The sequence below is a fragment of the Cryobacterium sp. Hh7 genome (genome assembly GCF_004403155.1).
Taxonomy (GTDB): Bacteria; Actinomycetota; Actinomycetes; order Actinomycetales; family Microbacteriaceae; genus Cryobacterium; species Cryobacterium levicorallinum.
The window spans coordinates 89,082-106,318 of sequence record NZ_SOHG01000026.1 but is presented as its reverse complement, the minus strand read 5'-3'; the positions used below and the strand labels follow the sequence as shown (position 1 = coordinate 106,318).

The 17,237-nt window shown below is 67.7% G+C and carries 17 protein-coding genes; 8 read left to right on the top strand and 9 right to left on the bottom strand.

Annotation, left to right across the window (positions count from 1 at the left end; genetic code table 11):
• Nucleotides 1-40: 40 nt before the first annotated feature.
• Nucleotides 41-1,507, bottom strand: a complete 1,467-nt coding sequence (locus E3T43_RS09520; protein WP_134472274.1) for a peptide MFS transporter — start codon at nt 1,505-1,507, stop codon at nt 41-43.
• A gap of 165 nt (nt 1,508-1,672) precedes the next feature.
• Here E3T43_RS09520 and E3T43_RS09515 point away from each other — a divergent pair, with 165 nt between their 5' ends.
• The 4 genes from E3T43_RS09515 to E3T43_RS09500 all read left to right on the top strand — a co-directional run bounded on the left by E3T43_RS09515 (nt 1,673) and on the right by E3T43_RS09500 (nt 5,329).
• Nucleotides 1,673-2,599, top strand: a complete 927-nt coding sequence (locus E3T43_RS09515; protein WP_134472273.1) for a 2-hydroxyacid dehydrogenase — start codon at nt 1,673-1,675, stop codon at nt 2,597-2,599.
• A 40-nt stretch (nt 2,600-2,639) separates the two neighbouring features.
• A complete protein-coding gene (locus E3T43_RS09510; protein WP_092452431.1) occupies nt 2,640-2,969 on the top strand; it encodes a metal-sulfur cluster assembly factor in 330 nt (109 codons plus the stop codon).
• A 251-nt stretch (nt 2,970-3,220) separates the two neighbouring features.
• Nucleotides 3,221-3,922: a FadR/GntR family transcriptional regulator gene (locus E3T43_RS09505; protein WP_134442750.1), complete on the top strand. Its 702-nt coding sequence runs from the start codon at nt 3,221-3,223 to the stop codon at nt 3,920-3,922.
• 12 nt (nt 3,923-3,934) lie between these two features.
• Nucleotides 3,935-5,329 carry an alpha-hydroxy acid oxidase gene (locus tag E3T43_RS09500; protein ID WP_134472272.1) on the top strand — a complete coding sequence of 465 codons (1,395 nt, stop codon included), beginning with the start codon at nt 3,935-3,937 and terminating at the stop codon, nt 5,327-5,329.
• Between the two features lie 37 nt (nt 5,330-5,366).
• On the opposite strand, the gene E3T43_RS09495 is transcribed toward E3T43_RS09500, so the two are convergent.
• The 5 genes from E3T43_RS09495 to ddaH form a co-directional block, all read right to left on the bottom strand.
• On the bottom strand, nt 5,367-5,738 hold the full coding sequence (locus tag E3T43_RS09495) for a type II toxin-antitoxin system death-on-curing family toxin (RefSeq protein WP_134442752.1): 372 nt from the start codon (nt 5,736-5,738) through the stop codon (nt 5,367-5,369).
• Nucleotides 5,735-5,941, bottom strand: a complete 207-nt coding sequence (locus E3T43_RS09490; protein ID WP_170851596.1) for a ribbon-helix-helix protein, CopG family — start codon at nt 5,939-5,941, stop codon at nt 5,735-5,737. The genes E3T43_RS09495 and E3T43_RS09490 overlap by 4 nt, the downstream gene beginning before the upstream one ends.
• Before the next feature lie 45 nt (nt 5,942-5,986).
• On the bottom strand, nt 5,987-6,949 hold the full coding sequence (locus tag E3T43_RS09485; protein WP_134472271.1) for an acetylxylan esterase: 963 nt from the start codon (nt 6,947-6,949) through the stop codon (nt 5,987-5,989).
• A gap of 153 nt (nt 6,950-7,102) precedes the next feature.
• Nucleotides 7,103-8,365, bottom strand: a complete 1,263-nt coding sequence (rocD, locus tag E3T43_RS09480; RefSeq protein ID WP_134472270.1) for an ornithine--oxo-acid transaminase — start codon at nt 8,363-8,365, stop codon at nt 7,103-7,105.
• 26 nt (nt 8,366-8,391) lie between these two features.
• Nucleotides 8,392-9,246 (bottom strand): dimethylargininase, encoded by an 855-nt coding sequence (ddaH, locus tag E3T43_RS09475; protein WP_092452416.1) that lies wholly within the window; start codon nt 9,244-9,246, stop codon nt 8,392-8,394.
• 226 nt (nt 9,247-9,472) lie between these two features.
• On the opposite strand from ddaH, the gene E3T43_RS09470 reads away from it, so the two are divergent.
• The gene (locus E3T43_RS09470) at nt 9,473-9,910 is read left to right on the top strand and encodes an Lrp/AsnC family transcriptional regulator (protein WP_134472269.1); all 438 of its coding nucleotides are present in this window, start codon (nt 9,473-9,475) and stop codon (nt 9,908-9,910) included.
• A 9-nt stretch (nt 9,911-9,919) separates the two neighbouring features.
• Here the strand turns inward: E3T43_RS09470 and E3T43_RS09465 are convergent, their stop codons facing one another.
• The gene (locus tag E3T43_RS09465) at nt 9,920-10,690 is read right to left on the bottom strand and encodes an ABC transporter permease (protein WP_134442756.1); all 771 of its coding nucleotides are present in this window, start codon (nt 10,688-10,690) and stop codon (nt 9,920-9,922) included.
• A 169-nt stretch (nt 10,691-10,859) separates the two neighbouring features.
• On the opposite strand from E3T43_RS09465, the gene E3T43_RS09460 reads away from it, so the two are divergent.
• The 3 genes from E3T43_RS09460 to E3T43_RS09450 all read left to right on the top strand — a co-directional run bounded on the left by E3T43_RS09460 (nt 10,860) and on the right by E3T43_RS09450 (nt 12,727).
• On the top strand, nt 10,860-11,234 hold the full coding sequence (locus tag E3T43_RS09460; protein WP_092452408.1) for a GntR family transcriptional regulator: 375 nt from the start codon (nt 10,860-10,862) through the stop codon (nt 11,232-11,234).
• Nucleotides 11,235-11,375: 141 nt separating this feature from the next.
• The gene (locus E3T43_RS09455; protein ID WP_134472268.1) at nt 11,376-12,368 is read left to right on the top strand and encodes a hypothetical protein; all 993 of its coding nucleotides are present in this window, start codon (nt 11,376-11,378) and stop codon (nt 12,366-12,368) included.
• On the top strand, nt 12,365-12,727 hold the full coding sequence (locus E3T43_RS09450; RefSeq protein ID WP_370449923.1) for a GntR family transcriptional regulator: 363 nt from the start codon (nt 12,365-12,367) through the stop codon (nt 12,725-12,727). Before E3T43_RS09455 ends, E3T43_RS09450 begins: the two co-directional genes overlap by 4 nt.
• Before the next feature lie 180 nt (nt 12,728-12,907).
• Here E3T43_RS09450 and E3T43_RS09445 read toward each other — a convergent pair whose 3' ends face one another.
• Complete coding sequence (locus E3T43_RS09445) at nt 12,908-13,903, bottom strand: NAD(P)-dependent oxidoreductase (RefSeq protein ID WP_134442758.1); 996 nt, start codon at nt 13,901-13,903, stop codon at nt 12,908-12,910.
• Nucleotides 13,904-13,913: 10 nt separating this feature from the next.
• Nucleotides 13,914-17,000: an alpha/beta fold hydrolase gene (locus E3T43_RS09440; RefSeq protein WP_241978901.1), complete on the bottom strand. Its 3,087-nt coding sequence runs from the start codon at nt 16,998-17,000 to the stop codon at nt 13,914-13,916.
• Nucleotides 17,001-17,237 lie beyond the last annotated feature (237 nt).

Sequence of the window (17,237 nt, the reverse complement as noted above, 5' to 3'; positions counted from 1 at the left end):
ACCGCGCTACACCCACCGAAGTCGTCCAGTGCCGGGCTCTCTAGCGCACCCCGCCCATCAGGCGCAGCACCGCGCGGGCAATCAGAACGAGCATGAGCCCGAGAACGATCGCGATGCCGCCGAGCACGCTGAAGTAGAGCGTCTCTGGCGCGGTCGCGTACCAGGTGGCGAGCACCCCCGACACGGCCGACCCGAGCGCGACCGAAAGAAAGAACAGCGCCACCATCTGCGTCTTGAATACCTCCGGCGCGAGCTTGGTGGCGACCGAGAGCCCGACCGGCGAGAGCAGCAGTTCTGCAACGGTGAAGATCAGCAGAATTCCGATCATCGCCAGCAGCGGAGTCGAATTTGCGGCGCCGCCGGCGAACGGCAGGAACAACAGGAAGGCGCCGCCCATCACCGCGGTGCCGACCGCGAACTTGATCGGCGTGGACGGCTGGCGCGTTCCCAATCTGGTCCACAGGGCGGCGAAGACGCCGGACAGAATGATGATGAAGATGGGGTTGATCGACTGCACCCAGGACACCGGCATCTCCCAGCCGAACAGGTCCCGATTGAGGCGCTCGTCTGAGTAGATCGTGACGACCGTGAATTGCTGCTGGTACAGCGACCAGAAGGCGGCGCTGGCGATGAAGAGCGGAATGAAGGCGTAGACCCGTTTGCGTTCCACAGTGGTGATCTGGCGGTTCGTCAGAATCACCACGAAGTAGGTGACCGTCGCGATGATCGTCAGCGCGATTACGATGGTAACCAAATTGCTCGCGGTGATCACTCCGGTCAGAACGAGCACGACAATGAGTGCCAGCGCCACGATCGCAATGACGATGTAGCGGGACCACCTCGAACGCGGCAGCGGATCGGGAACGTGACGGGCAGCATCCGGTAGACGCTTGCGCCCGAAAGAATACTGGGTCAGGCCGATTGCCATGCCAACGGCGGCGAGGCCGAACCCGTAGTGGAAACCGACCGTCGTCTGCAGCAGCCCGGTGAGGATCGGTCCGGCGAAGGCACCGAGGTTGATTCCGAGGTAGAACAGCGAGAAACCCGCGTCCCGGCGGGGGTCGTCCGGCGCGTAGAGCGTGCCGACGACGGAGGTCGCGTTCGCCTTGAGCCCACCGCTGCCGACAGCCACCAGAATGAGGCCGGCACCCAGGCCGCCGACGCCGGGCACGATGGCGAGGGCGATGTGGCCGAGCATGATGACGATGGCGCTGTAGAACAGCACCCGTTCCGAACCGAGCAGACGATCGGCGATCCAGGCGCCGAGGATCGTCGAGAGGTAGACACCACCGCCGTAGGCGCCGACGATGCCGGCCGCAGTGGTCTGCGGGATCCCCAGGCCGCCGTCGGTCGCCGAGAAGTATAAATACAACAACACGATGCCCTGCATGCCGTAAAAGGAAAACCGCTCCCACATCTCGACGCCGAAGATGTTGGCGAGTGAACGCGGCTGTCCAAAGAAGGAGCGGTCATCGCGGGCAGCGGCGTGGTCGACGACTTTGCTCATGCGCCATGATTATCAATCGCCCGGGAGAGAACATCGACCGGCTCCTGCCGAAGCAGGAGGCACACCGTCGGAACCCCCGGCACGGGCGCGGGATGGTCCAGGCGACCTCGCCGCTCTACACGCCACCCTCGGCGCTGAGCACCGGTGTCCGTCTAGGCTTGACCGATGAGCTCCGAAACCCTGCGTGTCAGCCTGCCCGAGCCCGACCTGCGCGCCGCCCTTGGCGAGCTGCCCGATGGCGTCGAGGTCATCGAGTGGGCGATGGAAGGCCCGGCACCTATTCCCGAGATCGACCTTGTCGTGACACCGTACATGGGCGCCGCCAACCGGGTGGCCCATCTCGCGGGCGTGCGCACCCGGCTCGTGCAGAGCCAGTCGATCGGCTACGACGGCATCGACACGCTGCTGCCCGCCGGGCACGTGTTCGCGAACGCCGCCTCCGTGCATGAGGCCTCGACCGCCGAGCTCACCCTCGCTCTGATTCTGGCCTCCCAGCGCGGCATCGACGACTTCGTACGCGCCGCCGAGCGGGGCGAGTGGGCACCAGCGCAGCACGCGAGCCTGGCCGACCGCACCGTGCTGCTGCTCGGTTACGGCGGCGTCGGCCACGCCATCGAAACCCGGCTGCTCGCCTTCGAAACCACGGTCATTCGCGTCGCCCGCACCGCCCGCACCGACGAACGCGGCACGATCTACGGCTTCGAGTCCCTGCCCGAACTGCTTTCGAGGGCCGATATCGTCGTGGTCGGCGTGCCGCTCACGCCGGAAACCACCGGCATGGTCGATGACGCGTTCCTGTCGCTCATGCCGGGCGGCGCCCTGCTGGTGAACATCGCCCGCGGCCCGGTCGCCGACACGGAGGCGCTGCTCGCTCACGCCACCAGCGGCCGAATCCGGCTCGCGCTCGACGTGACCGATCCGGAACCGCTGCCGGCGGGGCATCCACTTTTCGCGCTGCCCAACGTGATCATCTCCCCCCACGTGGGCGGCGCCTCGAGCGCGATGCTGCCTCGCATGGCCCTGCTCGTTCGCCAGCAAATAGAACGGATGCTGCGCGGCGAGACCCCAGTCAACGTCGTGTTGACGAGTTAGTCGGGCACTGCGCGCCCCGCCGCGACCGTAGGCTGGGACCATGGTCTCAGCACTCACTCCGGCACGCCAGGATGACATCGAAGAAGCACTCAAAAACGTGATGGACATCGAGATCGGCATCAACGTCTTCGACCTCGGCCTGATCTACGGCCTGGCCTGGGACGACGACACCGACACGCTCGTCATCCAAATGACCCTCACCTCGGCCGGCTGCCCCGAGCAGGAGGTACTGACGGAGCAAACCGAGCAGGCCCTCGTCGGCGTGGTCGAACGCCATCGGATCAACTGGGTCTGGATGCCGCCGTGGACGCCCGACAAGATCACCGACGACGGTCGCGACATGATCAGCGCCCTCGGCCTGAGGCTGTAACCACCCACGATCTCTGCGGCTGGGGCAACCCGGCCACGTGCTGCTGCCGCGAACGGATGCCTAAGTCCCGCGCGAGTTGCTTCCCTCCGCCCTGGTGCGCCCGGGCGACGCGCGTCGCGCTGCCGCTTGGTGCAGGCGCGTGCGCACCAAACGGGCGCTCCCAAGTTATGACGATTTGCCTATCGCGCGACCGGGTGATCCTCGTGTAGCATGTGGTCAGACCACATGGTCACTGCACCCGAGAGGACCCGATGACAGCCCCCCGCGCCTGGCAGGTCGTGCTCGACGCAGTTGAACGCGACCTGCTCGACGGCCGGCTCAGCCCGGGAGACCACCTGCCGCCCGAGCGCACCCTTGCCGCCGACCTGGGCGTCGGCCGATCCAGTGTGCGCGAGGCCCTGCGCGTGCTCGAAGTGCTCGGTCTGATCCGCACCGCGGTCGGTTCCGGTCCCTCGGCGGGCGCGATTATTGTCGCCCGCCCCGGCGGCGGCATGTCCGCGCTCATGCGCCTGCAGGTCGCGGCCCAGGGCTTTGCGGTGGCCGATGTGGTCAAAACCCGCCTCGTGCTTGAGGGCTCGATCGTCACCGACCTCGCGGCCGCAGGCTCCCCCGATCTGGCCGCCTCCGCGCAGATCCTCACCGCGATGGAAAACCAGACCCTCACCGAAGCCGAATTTCTCGCCCTCGACGCGGCATTCCACCTCTCCCTCGCCGAAGCGAGCGGCAACCAGGTCGTCACGGCGACGATGGCCGGCCTCCGCAGCGCGATCGAGGGGTACGCGCGGGCCGGCGCGGCGGGCCTCGCGAACTGGCCGGCAACATCCGCTCGCCTGATGCTGGAGCATCGCGGCATTCTGGCGGCCATTCTGGCCGGTGAAGCGGATGCCGCCCGCCTCGCGATGCACGCCCACATCTCCGACTACTACGCCGAAACCCACCTGCGCGATCACTAGAGAAGGACGACCATGGTTCAACGACGCATCCCCAAAATCAAAGATCTCGCCCCGCTGATGAAATTCAAGAGCCCGGAGCTCAACGCGAAGAAGCGCCGGCTGGCCGCCGCGCTCACGATCGCGGACCTGCGCGCCATCGCCCAGAAGCGAACGCCGAAGGCCGCCTTCGACTACACCGAGGGCGCGGCCGAGGCCGAAATCTCGCTCGGCCGGGCCCGCCAGGCCTTTGAGGACATCGAGTTCCACCCGTCGATCCTGCGCGACGTGTCGACCGTGTCGACCGGCTGGGACGTGCTCGGGGCGCAGGTTTCACAGCCGTTCGGTATCGCGCCCACCGGATTCACCCGCATGATGCAGACCGAGGGCGAGACCGCCGGGGCGCACGCGGCGGCCCGGGCCGGAATCCCCTTCGCGCTGTCGACCATGGGTACCACCTCGATCGAAGACGTCAAGGCCGCTAACCCGAACGGCCGCAACTGGTTCCAGCTGTACATGTGGAAGGATCGCGACCGGTCGATGGCCCTCGTGGACCGGGCCGCGAAGGCCGGTTTCGACACCCTGCTGGTGACCGTCGACGTGCCCGTGGCGGGCGCCCGGCTGCGCGACAAGCGCAACGGCTTCTCGATTCCACCGGCGCTCACCCTCGGCACGGTCGTCAACGCGCTGCCCCGGCCGGAGTGGTGGATCAACTTTCTGACCACCGAACCGCTCGCCTTTGCGAGCCTCGATCGCTGGAGCGGCACGGTCGCTGACCTGCTCGACACGATGTTCGACCCCACGGTCGACTTCGAGGACCTGGCCTGGATCAAGGCGCAGTGGCCCGGCAAGGTCGTCGTCAAGGGCGTGCAGAACCTCGAGGACGCCAAGCGCCTCGTCGATCTCGGCGTCGACGGCATCACCCTCTCGAACCATGGCGGTCGCCAGCTCGACCGGGCGCCAATTCCGTTCCACCTGCTGCCGCAGGTCGCGCGCGAGGTCGGTGCGCACACCGAGGTGCACCTCGACACGGGCATCATGTCCGGAGCCGACATCGTGGCTTCGATCGCGCTCGGCGCGCGCTTCACCATGATCGGCCGCGCCTACCTCTACGGCCTGATGGCCGGCGGTGAGGCCGGGGTCGACCGCACGATCCAGATTCTGTCGGAGCAGGTCAGCCGCACGATGCGGCTGCTCGGGGTGAACTCGCTCGAGGAGCTGAACCCCGGGCACGTGACGCAGCTATCCCGGCTGATGCCGGTCGCCGTTCCCATGGTCGCCGCGGCCGAGGCTGTTCCCGCGCGGAAGGCTCCGGTACGCAAGGCTCCGATAGGCACAGCCGCTGCGCCGAAACAGAGCGTCGGTGCATCCGCTGCCGTGACGGGCACGCCGGTCAAGCGGGCGCCGAGGAAGACGGCCCCGCCGAAATAGCCCCCGCGGCGCAGCCCGGTCCGGGTTGCGCCGCGGCTTATGGCCGTTGGACCCGATGCGCCGCGATGCGGCGTTCAGATTCGTCGAGGTCGATAATTCCTTCGGCGGCGCCGATCACGAAATCGAACCCCTCGTTGGCGGTGAAATCGTGAGCAAATCCGTTGATCCACAAAAAGAGAACCATCAGGGTCCAACCGGTGCGCTTGTTGCCGTCCACGAGCGGATGATTACGCACGAGCGATTCGAGCAAGGCTGCGGCCTTGCGATCAAACGTCGGGTAGGCATCCGTTCCAAACATGGACGCCGACGGCCGGGCCAGCGCAGATGCGAGGAGGCCGGCGTCCCGTACGTGGAATCCGTAGCGCTCGATCACCTGAAGCGCGTCGGCGACCTCCAGGTATCGGGTCATGCGTCTTCGAGCCGCTGCAGCAACTCGGCGTCGTGGGTCAGTACGAACTGTAGGCCCGACTCGATTTCATCTCGACGCGAGTAGCGGTCGACAATCAGCGTTGCCCCCTGCAGCAGCAGAGCGTGCTTCGACACGTGTTGTGCCGCCGCGAGCTCTTCCAGTTGACGATCGAGCTCCTCCGGGATGCGCACATTGATAGCCATACCAAAATGGTACCGCCATTGGTTTTTGGCGGCAAGAGCCGAACGTCAGGCCAGGTTCTCGCGGAACGCCCGCAGTGCGAGCGCGTCGTCTTCCCAGGCGCCGCCCTCATGCCCGTTGTATGGCCAGACCGTGATCTGCTTCGGGCCGGCATAGTTGTTGTAGGCCGCGAAGACGGTCGATGGCGGGCAAATCGGATCCATCAGTGCCGCCGTCATGGTCACCGGCGCGGTGGCCCGCTTGGCGAAGTTGACGCCGTCGAAGTAGGACAGCACGTCGTGCACGCGCGTAACCTTCAGCCGATGCGTCGCGAGATACTGGCCCAGCTCGCGGTACGGCTGCGCGTCGGTTATAACGGATGCCCGCGGAAAGTCGCACAGAAACGGCACCCGAGCGACCACGGCGGAAAGGTCCGGAACCAGTCCGGCCACGGCGAGCGCGATTCCACCGCCCTGACTGGTGCCCATCACGCCGACGCGGGTTTCGTCGACGAGCGCCAGGCTGCGGGCCGCCGCGACGGCGCGCACGGCGTCGGTGAAGAGGCGGCGGTAATAGTAGGTCTCGCGGGAGTCAATGCCGCGAGTCATGAACCCTGGGACCTGTGGACCGCTCCCGGCGTCATCGGCAGTGTCGCCGGCGCTGCCGCCGTAGCCCTGCCCACGCAGGTCCATCTCGAAGTGCGCGAACCCGGCGGATGCCCACAGCAGATTCTCGAAAGCCTGCCCGCGTCCCCGGCCGTAGCCGTGAAACTGCACGATGGTCGGCAGCGGACCGCTCGCGCCGACGGGCACCCGCAGCCAGGCCTTGATCGGCTGCCCGCCGAAGCCGGCGAAGGTCAGGTCGAACACGTCCAGCGTGCTGAGCCCGGCGTCGACCTTCAAGGCTGTGACATTAAGCGGATGGCTCTCGGCCTCGGCGAGGGTGTCGGTCCAGAACGCGTCGAAGTCGCCCGGGTCCGCCTGGCCGCTGCGATAGGCACGGAGTTCGGCTTCGGGCAGGTCGGTGTACATGCCCTTCAGCCTAGAGCCGCCCGGCTTGGCGCCGCAGCCGTCACGCGGGGGCATCCGCTGTTGCGGTGGCTGATTCAGGAAACGCGCGTTCGCCGAGCCACGATCCCCACGGAACGGGGCGAGCCGGGCCGGTGCCGCGAGCCGACCGGAGACCTACTTCGCGGCGGTGAGGTCGGCCAGCACCAGGCGCAACTGCTCGACAGCCCAGTCCACGTCGTCAGCCGAGACGCCGATCGGCGGGGCGAGCCGAATGGTCGAGCCGTGGGTATCCTTGGCGAGCACGCCGCGGGCGAGCAGGGCCTCGCAGACGACGCGGCCCGGGGCCAGCGCGGGGTCAATGTCGATGCCGGCCCAGAGACCGACGCCGCGCACCTCGACCACGCCGTGGCCGATCAGCGCCGAGAGTCCGGCATGCAGGCGTGCCCCGAGTTCGGTCGCTCGCTTCTGGTATTCGCCCGTGGCCAGCATTTTCACGACGGCCAGGCCCACGGCGGCGGCGAGCGGGTTACCACCGAAGGTGGAGCCGTGCTCGCCGGGGTGCAGCACTCCGAGTACGTCGGTGTTGCCGACGACCGCCGACACCGGCACGATGCCGCCGCCGAGGGCCTTGCCGAGCAGGTAGAGGTCGGGCACGACGCCGACCAGGTCGCAGGCGAAGGTCGAGCCGGTGCGGCCGAGCCCCGACTGGATTTCATCGGCGATGAACAGCACGTTCAGACGCGTCGTAATCTCGCGCACGGCCGGCAGATAGGCCGCCGGCGGCACGACGATGCCGGCCTCGCCCTGGATCGGTTCGAGCAGCACGGCGACGGTGTTCTCGTCGATGGCAGCCTCGAGCGCCGCGGCGTCGCCGTAGGGCACGGTGCGAAAACCGGGTGTGAACGGTCCGAAACCGGCGCGGGCCGATTCGTCGTCGGAGAAGCTGATGATGGTGGTGGTGCGGCCGTGAAAGTTGCCGGCGGCGACGATGATGTTGGCCAGGTCGGGCGCGACGCCCTTGACTCGGTAGCCCCAGGCGCGGGCGACCTTGATGCCGGATTCGACGGCCTCGGCGCCGGTGTTCATGGGCAGCACCATGTCTTTGCCGGCGAGTTCGGCGAGCGCGGTGACGAACGGGCCGAGCTGGTCGTTGTAGAAGGCACGGCTGGTCAGCGTGATGCGGCCGAGCTGCGCGCGGGCGGCGTCAAGCAGTACCGGGTTGGAGTGCCCGAAGTTCACGGCGGAATACGCGGCGAGACAGTCCAGATAGCGGTGACCGGCGACATCCGTTACCCAGGCGCCGTCACCGGTCGCGACAACGACCTCGAGCGGGTGGTAATTGTGCGCGGCGTGCGCACTTTCCTGGGCGATCAGTGCGGTGGCTTCAGACGAAACGGATGCTGCGGGCACGGTCTCGGCGGTCAGGTTCGTGGTCATATCGTGCTCCTTCAGGTTGGGCGCGGTCATCGGCGCAGCTCGAGCGTGCAGCACTTGACGCCGCCGCCGCCGAGCAGCAGCTCGGACAGGTCGACGCCGATCGGGTTGTAGCCGCGGGCGCGCAGCTGCTGTTCGAAGTCCTTGGCGCGGGCGGCAATGACGACGTTGTAGCCGTCGGAGTAGGAGTTGAGTCCGAGGATGGAGGCATCCTCTTCGGTGACGATAATGGCGTCGGGATAACGTTCCTGCAGAATCGCGAGGCTCGGAGCATCGAACGCGCTCGGCAGGTACGCGATATTGCTGTCATCGAGCACGGCGACGGCGGTGTCGAGGTGGTAAAAGCTCGGGTTGATCAGGCGCAGGGTGATGACCGGGCGGCCGGCGATAATCGAGAGCTCTGCATGGCTGTTCGAATCGCTGCGAAAGCCTGTGCCGGCCAGAATAACGTCGCCAACCAGCAAAAAGTCGCCCTCGCCCTCGTTGGTTTCGATCGGCACGCGTACGTCGAAGCCGTTGGCGCCGAACCAGTCCATGTAGGCGGGACCTTCGGGCTGGCGCTGTACGTGGGTGAACTTGGCGCCGTAGGCCTGGTTGTCGATGACGAATCCGCCGTTGGCCGCGTAGACCATGTCGGGCAGGCCGTCGATCGGCTCGATCAGCTGCACGTCGTAGCCAAGGCCGACGTAGGTGTCGTACAGGGTCTGCCACTGCTCGACGGCGAGCGAGGTATCGGTGGGCAGGGCCGGGTCCATCCAGGGGTTGATGCGGTAGACCACGGTGAAGAACTGCGGCTTGCACATGAGAATGGTGCGCTTGGTGGCGGTGCGCACCGGAACGGCCGATTCTTCGGAGAGGACGGGGGTGGCTGAGTTGATCGACATGAGGCTCCTTCGTCGTTTCGCGGACCTGAAAACCCACGAAACGTAGGGTGAATGGCGGACCAGGTCGCTCACGAGAGCCCGGCGCGATCGAACCACGATCGTTCCGGGACGCCAGTCTTAGTCTCACACAGCACGATTCAACGTTTCACGCTGATCTGCGCAATAAATCTTCGAGAATGACCGTCGGGACGCACGTTTGCGCACAGCGATCGCCTAGACTCGGCCCATGGACAACCTAGACCACAGCATTCTCGACCTGCTGCGCCAGAATGCGCGTGCCGGCTACGGCGATATCGGATCCGTCGTGGGGCTGTCGGCATCCGCTGTGAAACGGCGCGTTGATCGACTGGTGACCGACAAGGTCATTCGCAGCTTCACCATTCAGGTCGACCCGGCCGTCGACGGCATGAGCACGGAAGCCTATGTCGAGCTGTTCTGCCGCGGCACGGTGGCGCCCGACGAACTGCTGCGCATTCTCTCCGGCGTGCCGGAGGTGGTCGATGCCGGAACGATCACCGGCAGCGCCGATGCCATGGTGCACATTCGCGCCCGGGACATTCCCGGTCTCGAGGCGGCCCTCGAAAAGGTGCGCCTCGCGCCCAACGTCGACCACACCCGCAGCGCGATCGTCTTGTCCCGCCTGATCCACCGTTCGGTCGAGTAATTCCGAGGGCTAGACCGTGGGGACGGGCTTTTGGCGCACCGGGCCGACCAGGTGCAGCAGGGTCACCGCGGCGATCGACCCGGCGCAGAGGATGCCGGCGAGCACGACGATCTGAAACCGGCCGGCCTCCAGGGGCGATGCTCCGCCAAAGAGCGCGCCGACGAACGCCCCGGGCAACGTCACGAGGCCGGTGGTTTTGGTCTGATCCGTGGACGGGATGATGGCGAAATAGACCGCTTGCCGGGCGAGTTCCCGGGTGGACTGGCCCGGTGTGGCGCCGAGCGCGAGCCAGCCCTCGACCTCGTCCCAGTGATCGCCGACCGCTTCGGTGAAGCGCCGACCGCTCAGCGTCGCGATCGACATGGCATTGCCGATGATAATGCCGCCGATGGCGAGCACGTAGCGCGGCGAAAATTCAATCGCCCCGGTCGTGAACACGATCGTCAGCGTGACGACAACACCGAGCCCCATCGCCGCAGCAACCCGCACCAGGTGGCGCCGGTTGAAGCCGATCCTCCGGGTCACCGTGCCAACGGCTGCCGCGAACATGACGAGCAGTCCGACACCGACCCAGAGCGGATCGTTGATGATTCCGCTGAGGATCAGGCTGATCGCGGCCAGCTGCAGGGTACCGCGCAGCAGGGCCAACGCTGGCGCGAACGGATGCTGCGTGCGATAGCCGCGCAGCACCGTCACGACCACCGCCAGAAGCAGCAGGACACCAACCAGAGTGGGCAGCAGCCCGGCCAGCTGGGCGGGCAGATCGGCCGGGAAAGTCATGGGTTCGAGCCTACCGAGCCGCCGCGGCCTCACGAACGGTGCTTCGTGGGCGTTGAGGCAGGCTGGCACCCGCACTCTCGGACATTCTGGAGGAACGTACCAACGGTATGCTGTTGCAGCATCCGTTGTAGCGGGGCAAAATTGTCCATAACGTTGAACGGAGGGTCCCGTGCCCGCTTCCTTTGTTGCCATTGATTCCCAGTCGAGTACGCCGCCGTTCGAACAGTTGCGCAGCCAGGTGATTGCGGCCGTGCGCTCCGGCGAGCTCGCCCACGACACTCGCCTGCCGACCGTGCGCGCCCTCGCCGCTGAACTCGGCCTCGCCACGAACACGGTCGCCCGCGCCTATCGTGAGCTGGAGCGTGACGCCGTCATTGAAACCCGCGGCCGATTCGGGTCATTCATCGCTCCCAATGGCGATGCGGCGGCGCGGCAGGCCCAGGCGGCCGCCGCGTCGTTCGCCGCTCGCATTCAGCAGCTCGGGGTGAGCCGGGAGGAGGCGCTCGCTCTCGTCACCGAAGCTCTGGAGCGTCCCAGCGCCTGAACCGCTGGTGCTGTGCTCTTTCTGGGTGCATTGAGTTTTCGTGGTCAGGCACGGCCAGGACAGCTTTTCCTGCCGAGCACCTATTGCCACAGTGGTTTGTATTGCTACTCTGGTACAAAACGCACACAAAGGGAGGGTTTTGTGAATCCGGTCTTGGTGATTTTGGCAGCGCTGGTGATGGCGGGTCTCGGCATCCGTTTGGCCTATATCTCGAGTGCCGAACCGCGCAGACGGATGCTGCACGCCTACTCTCGGCAGGTCGGGCTCGCGTTGGTTCCCGGGATCGTTCCCGAGCTGTCGCGCCGACTCTATCGCCGGGAACGTGCCGGGGTCGTCGGAGCGATGATCGGACTCGTCGTCGGAGCGGCGGCGCTCGTCTCGATGGGCGGGAGCGAGAGCCCGTGGAACGGACTTCTGGTCGGGGTCACGATGACGGTTGCGTCGACAAGCGCCGTGATCCTCAACGATTCGCATGCGGCCTTCGCCCCGGTTCCCGAGGCGCCGCGACTCGCGCGCAGCCTGTCGCCCCGGCTGGCCGACTATGTCACGCCGCTCGACCGCACGTTTTCGCTGGGATTCCTGGCGCTGGCCACCCTCGGCTACATTGCCGTGCTCGGGGTCATCGCGATCAACCCGGAGCGGGTGTTCGATGACGTTTCGGTGCGCACTATTCTCTGGCCGGCCGGACTACTGCTGGCCCTCGCGGCTGCAGCGAGCCTGCTCACCTGGGCGGCAGCCGGGGCGCTGCTCGATCGCGGCCAGCCGGCCAGCACATCCATCGAACTGGCCTGGAGCGATGCCTTTCGCAGCACCACCCTGCGCAGCCTGGTCGGGATCCCGGGCATCATTGCGGCCGTCAGTACCTGCGTGTTGTTCCTGTCACTCAGCGACTCGATCTACCTGCCGGAGCCCGGCTCGGTCGGGGAGATTCTGGTCGAATCGTTCACGATAATGGGACCGGTGCTGGTCTTCGCCCTGATCGGTTGGAGCGTGACGAGCCTGCGCAATCGCAGCACCACGCACTACCTGCGTCGACTGTGGCCCGAGACAGCCGTGGAACTCGACCGGTACCGGCGCGGCCCAACCGCCGACAACTGGCCCGACGAAGACAGCCGAGAGAAGACCTCGGCATGATGCTGCTGGTCGATCCGCGCTCCGCCACACCGCCCTACGAACAGTTGCGGGTGCAGGTACTCGCCGCCGTTCGTGTTGGTTCACTGGTCCCCGGCGACAAGCTGCCGACCGTGCGCAAACTCGCGGACGATCTGGGGCTCGCCGCCAACACCGTGGCCCGCGCCTACCGCGAGCTCGAGCGCGACGAAGTAATCGAGACGCGCGGCCGCAACGGTTCCTTCATCGCCGCCAGTGGGGATGCCGCCCAGCAGCACGTGCAGGCCGCCGCCGCCGCGTTTGCCGCCCGGGCGCGCAAGCTCGGCGTGGCCCCCGAGGAGGCGCTCACGTTCGCGCGCGCGGCCCTCGGGTTTCGCGCGTAGCGCCGCATCTGCCGGGATGGCCGTGCAGACCTGCGCGCTTCCGCACGAAATGAGCTCCCAACGCGCAGTTTTCGAGACTGGGGACACCGCCGCACAAACTGACCGGGCCCGGGCCCGGTCGCTAGGCCCATGTTCTATCATGGGCCCGGTTTCCGGGCCCGGGCCCGGTCGGAGTGATGGCTAGTGGGTGCGGCGAGCGCGATAGTGCGCGGCGAGACGCTCGAAGCCCTCGTCGAGGGAGACCGCGGGGGTCCAGTGCAGGTCGGCGCGGGTGCGGCGCTGGTCGAACCAGTGCGCGGTCGAGAGCTGTTCGGCCAGAAACCGGGTCATTGGCGGCTCGTCGACACCCGGGCGACGCCGCCAGATGGCCTCGATGAGCGAGCCGACACCGCGGGCAGCGGATGCCGGCACCCGCCAGGTCGGCGCCGGCACGTTGGCCGCGCCGCAGATTCCGGCGAGGATGTCCGCAACCGGGCGCGGTTCCCCGTTGGTGATCACGTAGCTCTGGCCATGCACGGTGACAGCTGCGTCGAGCGCGGCATGAATGGCCGAAGCCGCGTTATCGACGTAGGTCGTGTCGATCAGTGCAGCGCCGTGGCCGAGCAGCGGCAGCCGACCGGAGCGCGCCCGGTCGACGATGCGCTCGATCAGCTGGGTATCACCGGGACCCCAGACCAGGTGCGGGCGCACGGCGACCACGCTGAATCCGGGAGCATCGGCGGCCAGCGCGAGCAGTTCGGCGTGAGCCTTGGTGCGGGCGTAGTCGCCGCGAGCGTGTTCCGGCGCGGCCGGCAGCGCGTCCGAACCCATGATCGAACTGCCGGCATGAGCGACCGACGGTGAGGACACGTAGACGAACCGGGAGACGCCGGCCTGCTGCGCAGCCTGCAGCACCGTGCGGGTGCCGCCGACATTCACCGCCGCAAACTCGTCCGGATCCCCGGTGAGGGAGACCTTCGCGGCGAGGTGCACGACCGCGTCCATGCCGCTGACGGCATAGGCGAGACCGGCGTACGGGGTGTCGGCCGGCGTCGTGATGGAGCCGTGCACGTCTTCGACGCCGGCCACGCCGGATGGCCGCCGCTGAAAGGTGCGCACCTCGTGCCCAGCCGCACTGATGCGCTCGGCGACGGCACGGCCGAGAAATCCGCTGGCTCCGGTCACCAGCACTCTCATGGCGCGCCCCTCATGGCTTAGTCCAGCGACCGCCAGAGAGGATGCCGGTGGCCCAGCGCGACAGCCGGCTGCGGTCGATCTTGGAGTTGTGCCGAATATCGGTGGGCAGTCCGGGCACGACGAGCACCGCGGCGACCGGCGAGCCGACAGCGGCGCGCACGGCGGCGGCGAGCGGAGCGGATGCCCGGTGCACGCTGCGGGCCGGCGGCACGGTTTCGATCACGGCGACCTGCTGCTGGGTACCGACCGGGCCGACCCCGACGAAGGCCGCACGAGCAACGTCTTGCAGCGTTTCGATGCGCTGCTCCGGACCGACCGGGGTGACGACGCCGCCAGCCGTCACGATGACATGCGGCATGCGGCCCTCGACCCAGAGGCGGCCAGCGCTGTCGAGGTGACCGACGTCGCCGGTTCGATGCCAGCGTTCGCCGGGCACCCCGCCGCGCCGCGAGGTGCGTTCGGTGAGCCAGAGCCGGTCGTAGTGGTCCTTGACGTGCGGCGCCGACACGACGATCTCGCCGGTCACGTCGGGCTGCTCCGACAACTCACCAACGGATGCCCCACTCGCGTCGAGCGCGCTGATCCGGATGCGCGTGGTCTGCGTCGAACCCCCGACGCAGACTCCCCCCGCCGGGTTCACTTCAGCCGACTTCGCAATGAGTGCGGCCTCACCCTCTCCGCCGGTCGAGCTTGCCGAGACCGCAGTGTCGGGCAGTGGGGCTGTGGACGGGTCCGACTCGCCGTCGTGCGCTGCGGCATCCGCTCTGCGAGGCATGGAAACACTCGCAGCGGCAGCCCGGATGCCCTCGAGCGTAATGTCGGCCATGAGCAGGCCCTCGGTCATGCCGTACGGGGTGTGCGCGGTCGCTTGCGGCATGAGCGTCGCGGCCTGAGCGAGCAGGCTCTCGGAGATTGGCGCGCCGGCCGAGAGAAAACGCTGAACCCCGGCGAGGGCCGCGTGATCGGCGGGGGTGAGCGCGCCGGCGGTCGCGACGACGTTCACGAGCGCGGCGGGCGAGAGAAAGACAACCGTCGCGTCGATGGCGGCCACGGCGGCCGCGACGGCGGTGGCGGTGAGGGTTTTGGGGGCCGTGACGTCCATATCGGGGGTGACCGAGCGAGCGCCGAGGGCCGGGCCGAGCAGGGCGAACGGGGCGAATCCGGCGACGAGACCGGTTCCGACGCCCACTCCGTACTGCAGAAAGAGGGCATTGCTCACAGCAGAGAGCTGGCCGTGCGTGTAGACGACGCCCTTGGCCGGGCCGGTCGATCCGGAGGTGAACAGCACGGCGGCCGGGTCGGTCGGTGCGGGGCCGGGCGGGAGTGCGGCGTCGGCGTCCAGGCGCGCCTGGCCCAACTGCACGAGCTCGGCGAGCGTGTGCTCGATGCTCAGGAGCGCGGCCATCGGAGCCGGGAAGCGCGCCGTGGAGATTTTGCGTCCGGGCCAGCCAAGGGCGCGGGCGGCCATGAGGCCGGGAGCTGCGCCGATGACGAAGTCGGGGCGGGCGCCGCGCACGGCGCGAGTGAGGCCGGCCAGGCCGAGGCCGGCATCCGCTACGACGACGATCGCGCCGATGCGCACGCAGGCATAGAGCACCGCGGTGAGGTCGGCGCTCGGCGGAACCAGCAGCGAGACGCGGTCGCCGGGCTTGACGCCGATGAAGACGAGACCGGCCGCGATCTGGCGTACGCGCCGCGACAGCAAGCGCCAGCTGACGGTGCGCGGGGCCGGCTGCATATCGACGAGGGCGGTCTCGTCGGAGTTTTGCAATTCGTCAAGGTAATACCAAAGTGGATGCGTCCCCGCGGCTTCCCACGCGGCTTGCGTTCCCCCTATGGCGATCTCGGCCAACAGAGATAGCGAGGCGGCCTCGCTCCCCGAGACGGCGGTCTCGGCCAACGGAGATGGTGCGACCGCCTCGGCACCCGAAGTGGCGGTGAGCAGCGTGCTGGACGCTCCCATCCGCTGATCGAGCTTGCCGAGATCGCCAATCCGGGAGGGGGACGTGACCGCATAAGCCGCATCGTCGGGAGTGGCCGCGACAGCGTCGCCGAGCCAGAGCAGCGCGGCAGCAGTGTAGTCCGCATCCTCGGCCAGCAGATGCCCAGCGCCCTCGAGCCGGTGCACGCGGGCGTGCGGCATCCGCCGGGCCAGGTCGTCGAGGTAGCGGTCGCTGAAGATTGGATCGCGGGGACCCCAAAGCAGCAGCGTCGGCACCGCGAGGGCGCGCGCGCCCTCCGCTATGCGGTCGAGTTCAGGCCGACTTTCGTGGCTCAGGGCGACCGGAATGTCGGCGACGAACCCGCCGATTCCCCCGCGTCGAGCGCTCGTCAAATACGGAGCTCGGTAGCCGCGCTTGACCTCGGTCGATAGCGACGGATGCGCCAGCGCCAACGTCGTGGCCAGAAACGCCGGCGTCGCCACGGTCGCCGGGCCGAGGATTCCACGACCGAGGGCGAGCCGCAGTGGCGCCGGAATCGGATCGCCAGCGCTCTGATGCACCGCCGTATTGAGCAGCATGACTCCGGCCAGCAGTTCGGGGTGGTCGACGGCCCAGCCGAGCGAGACGACTCCTCCCCAGTCATGGCCGAGGGTGACGACCGGGCCGGCCAGGTCGAGGGCGTCGGTGAGGTCGCCGAGGTCCTGCACCCGGCGGGCCAGCGGGCGAAAACCTCCGGTGCGCTCGGAGAAACCCATGTCGAGCTGGTCGACGGCGATCACGCGCCAGGCGAGCGCACCCGACGCCGCTGCATCCGTTGCCGACGACAGCAGGCCGCGCCAGAGGTAGGACCAGGTCGGGTTGCCGTGCACGCACAGAATCGTTCCGACCGGAATCACGCCGAGCGCGTCGAGCTGCGGGCCATTGTCGAGCAGGTGCCAGCCGTGCGTCACGCCACTCGCCGCGCTGCCGGTTGCCGCGGCACCCAAATCGCTGCCCAACCCACCCGCTAGGCCGCCCGCAGCGCTGCTCTCCGCAACCTCGATCAGGCGCGACCACTCTGGGTCGAGCCCCGTCAGTCCGGCCGGCGGGAGTATCGCCGGGGCTGGCACCAGGCGCGGAAGGCGGGAAGCTGCGGTTGCGCGGGTATTAGTCACAGTGTCTTTTCTCCGAATGGGCCATTCACACGACTGCCGTGAAGCGGATGCGTACAGTCAGGTTCACGGGGCAAGAGATGGCATCTCACGAGTGGTGGGCACGTTCAAGGGGCCAAAAGTGGCATCTCGCGAGCAACCCGGGTGCCACGCGCTGCGAGATGCCATATATAGCCCCATGGTTTTCCCGAGATGCCATCTTTGGCCCCTTGACAGCACTCCAAGGGGCCAAAGATGGCA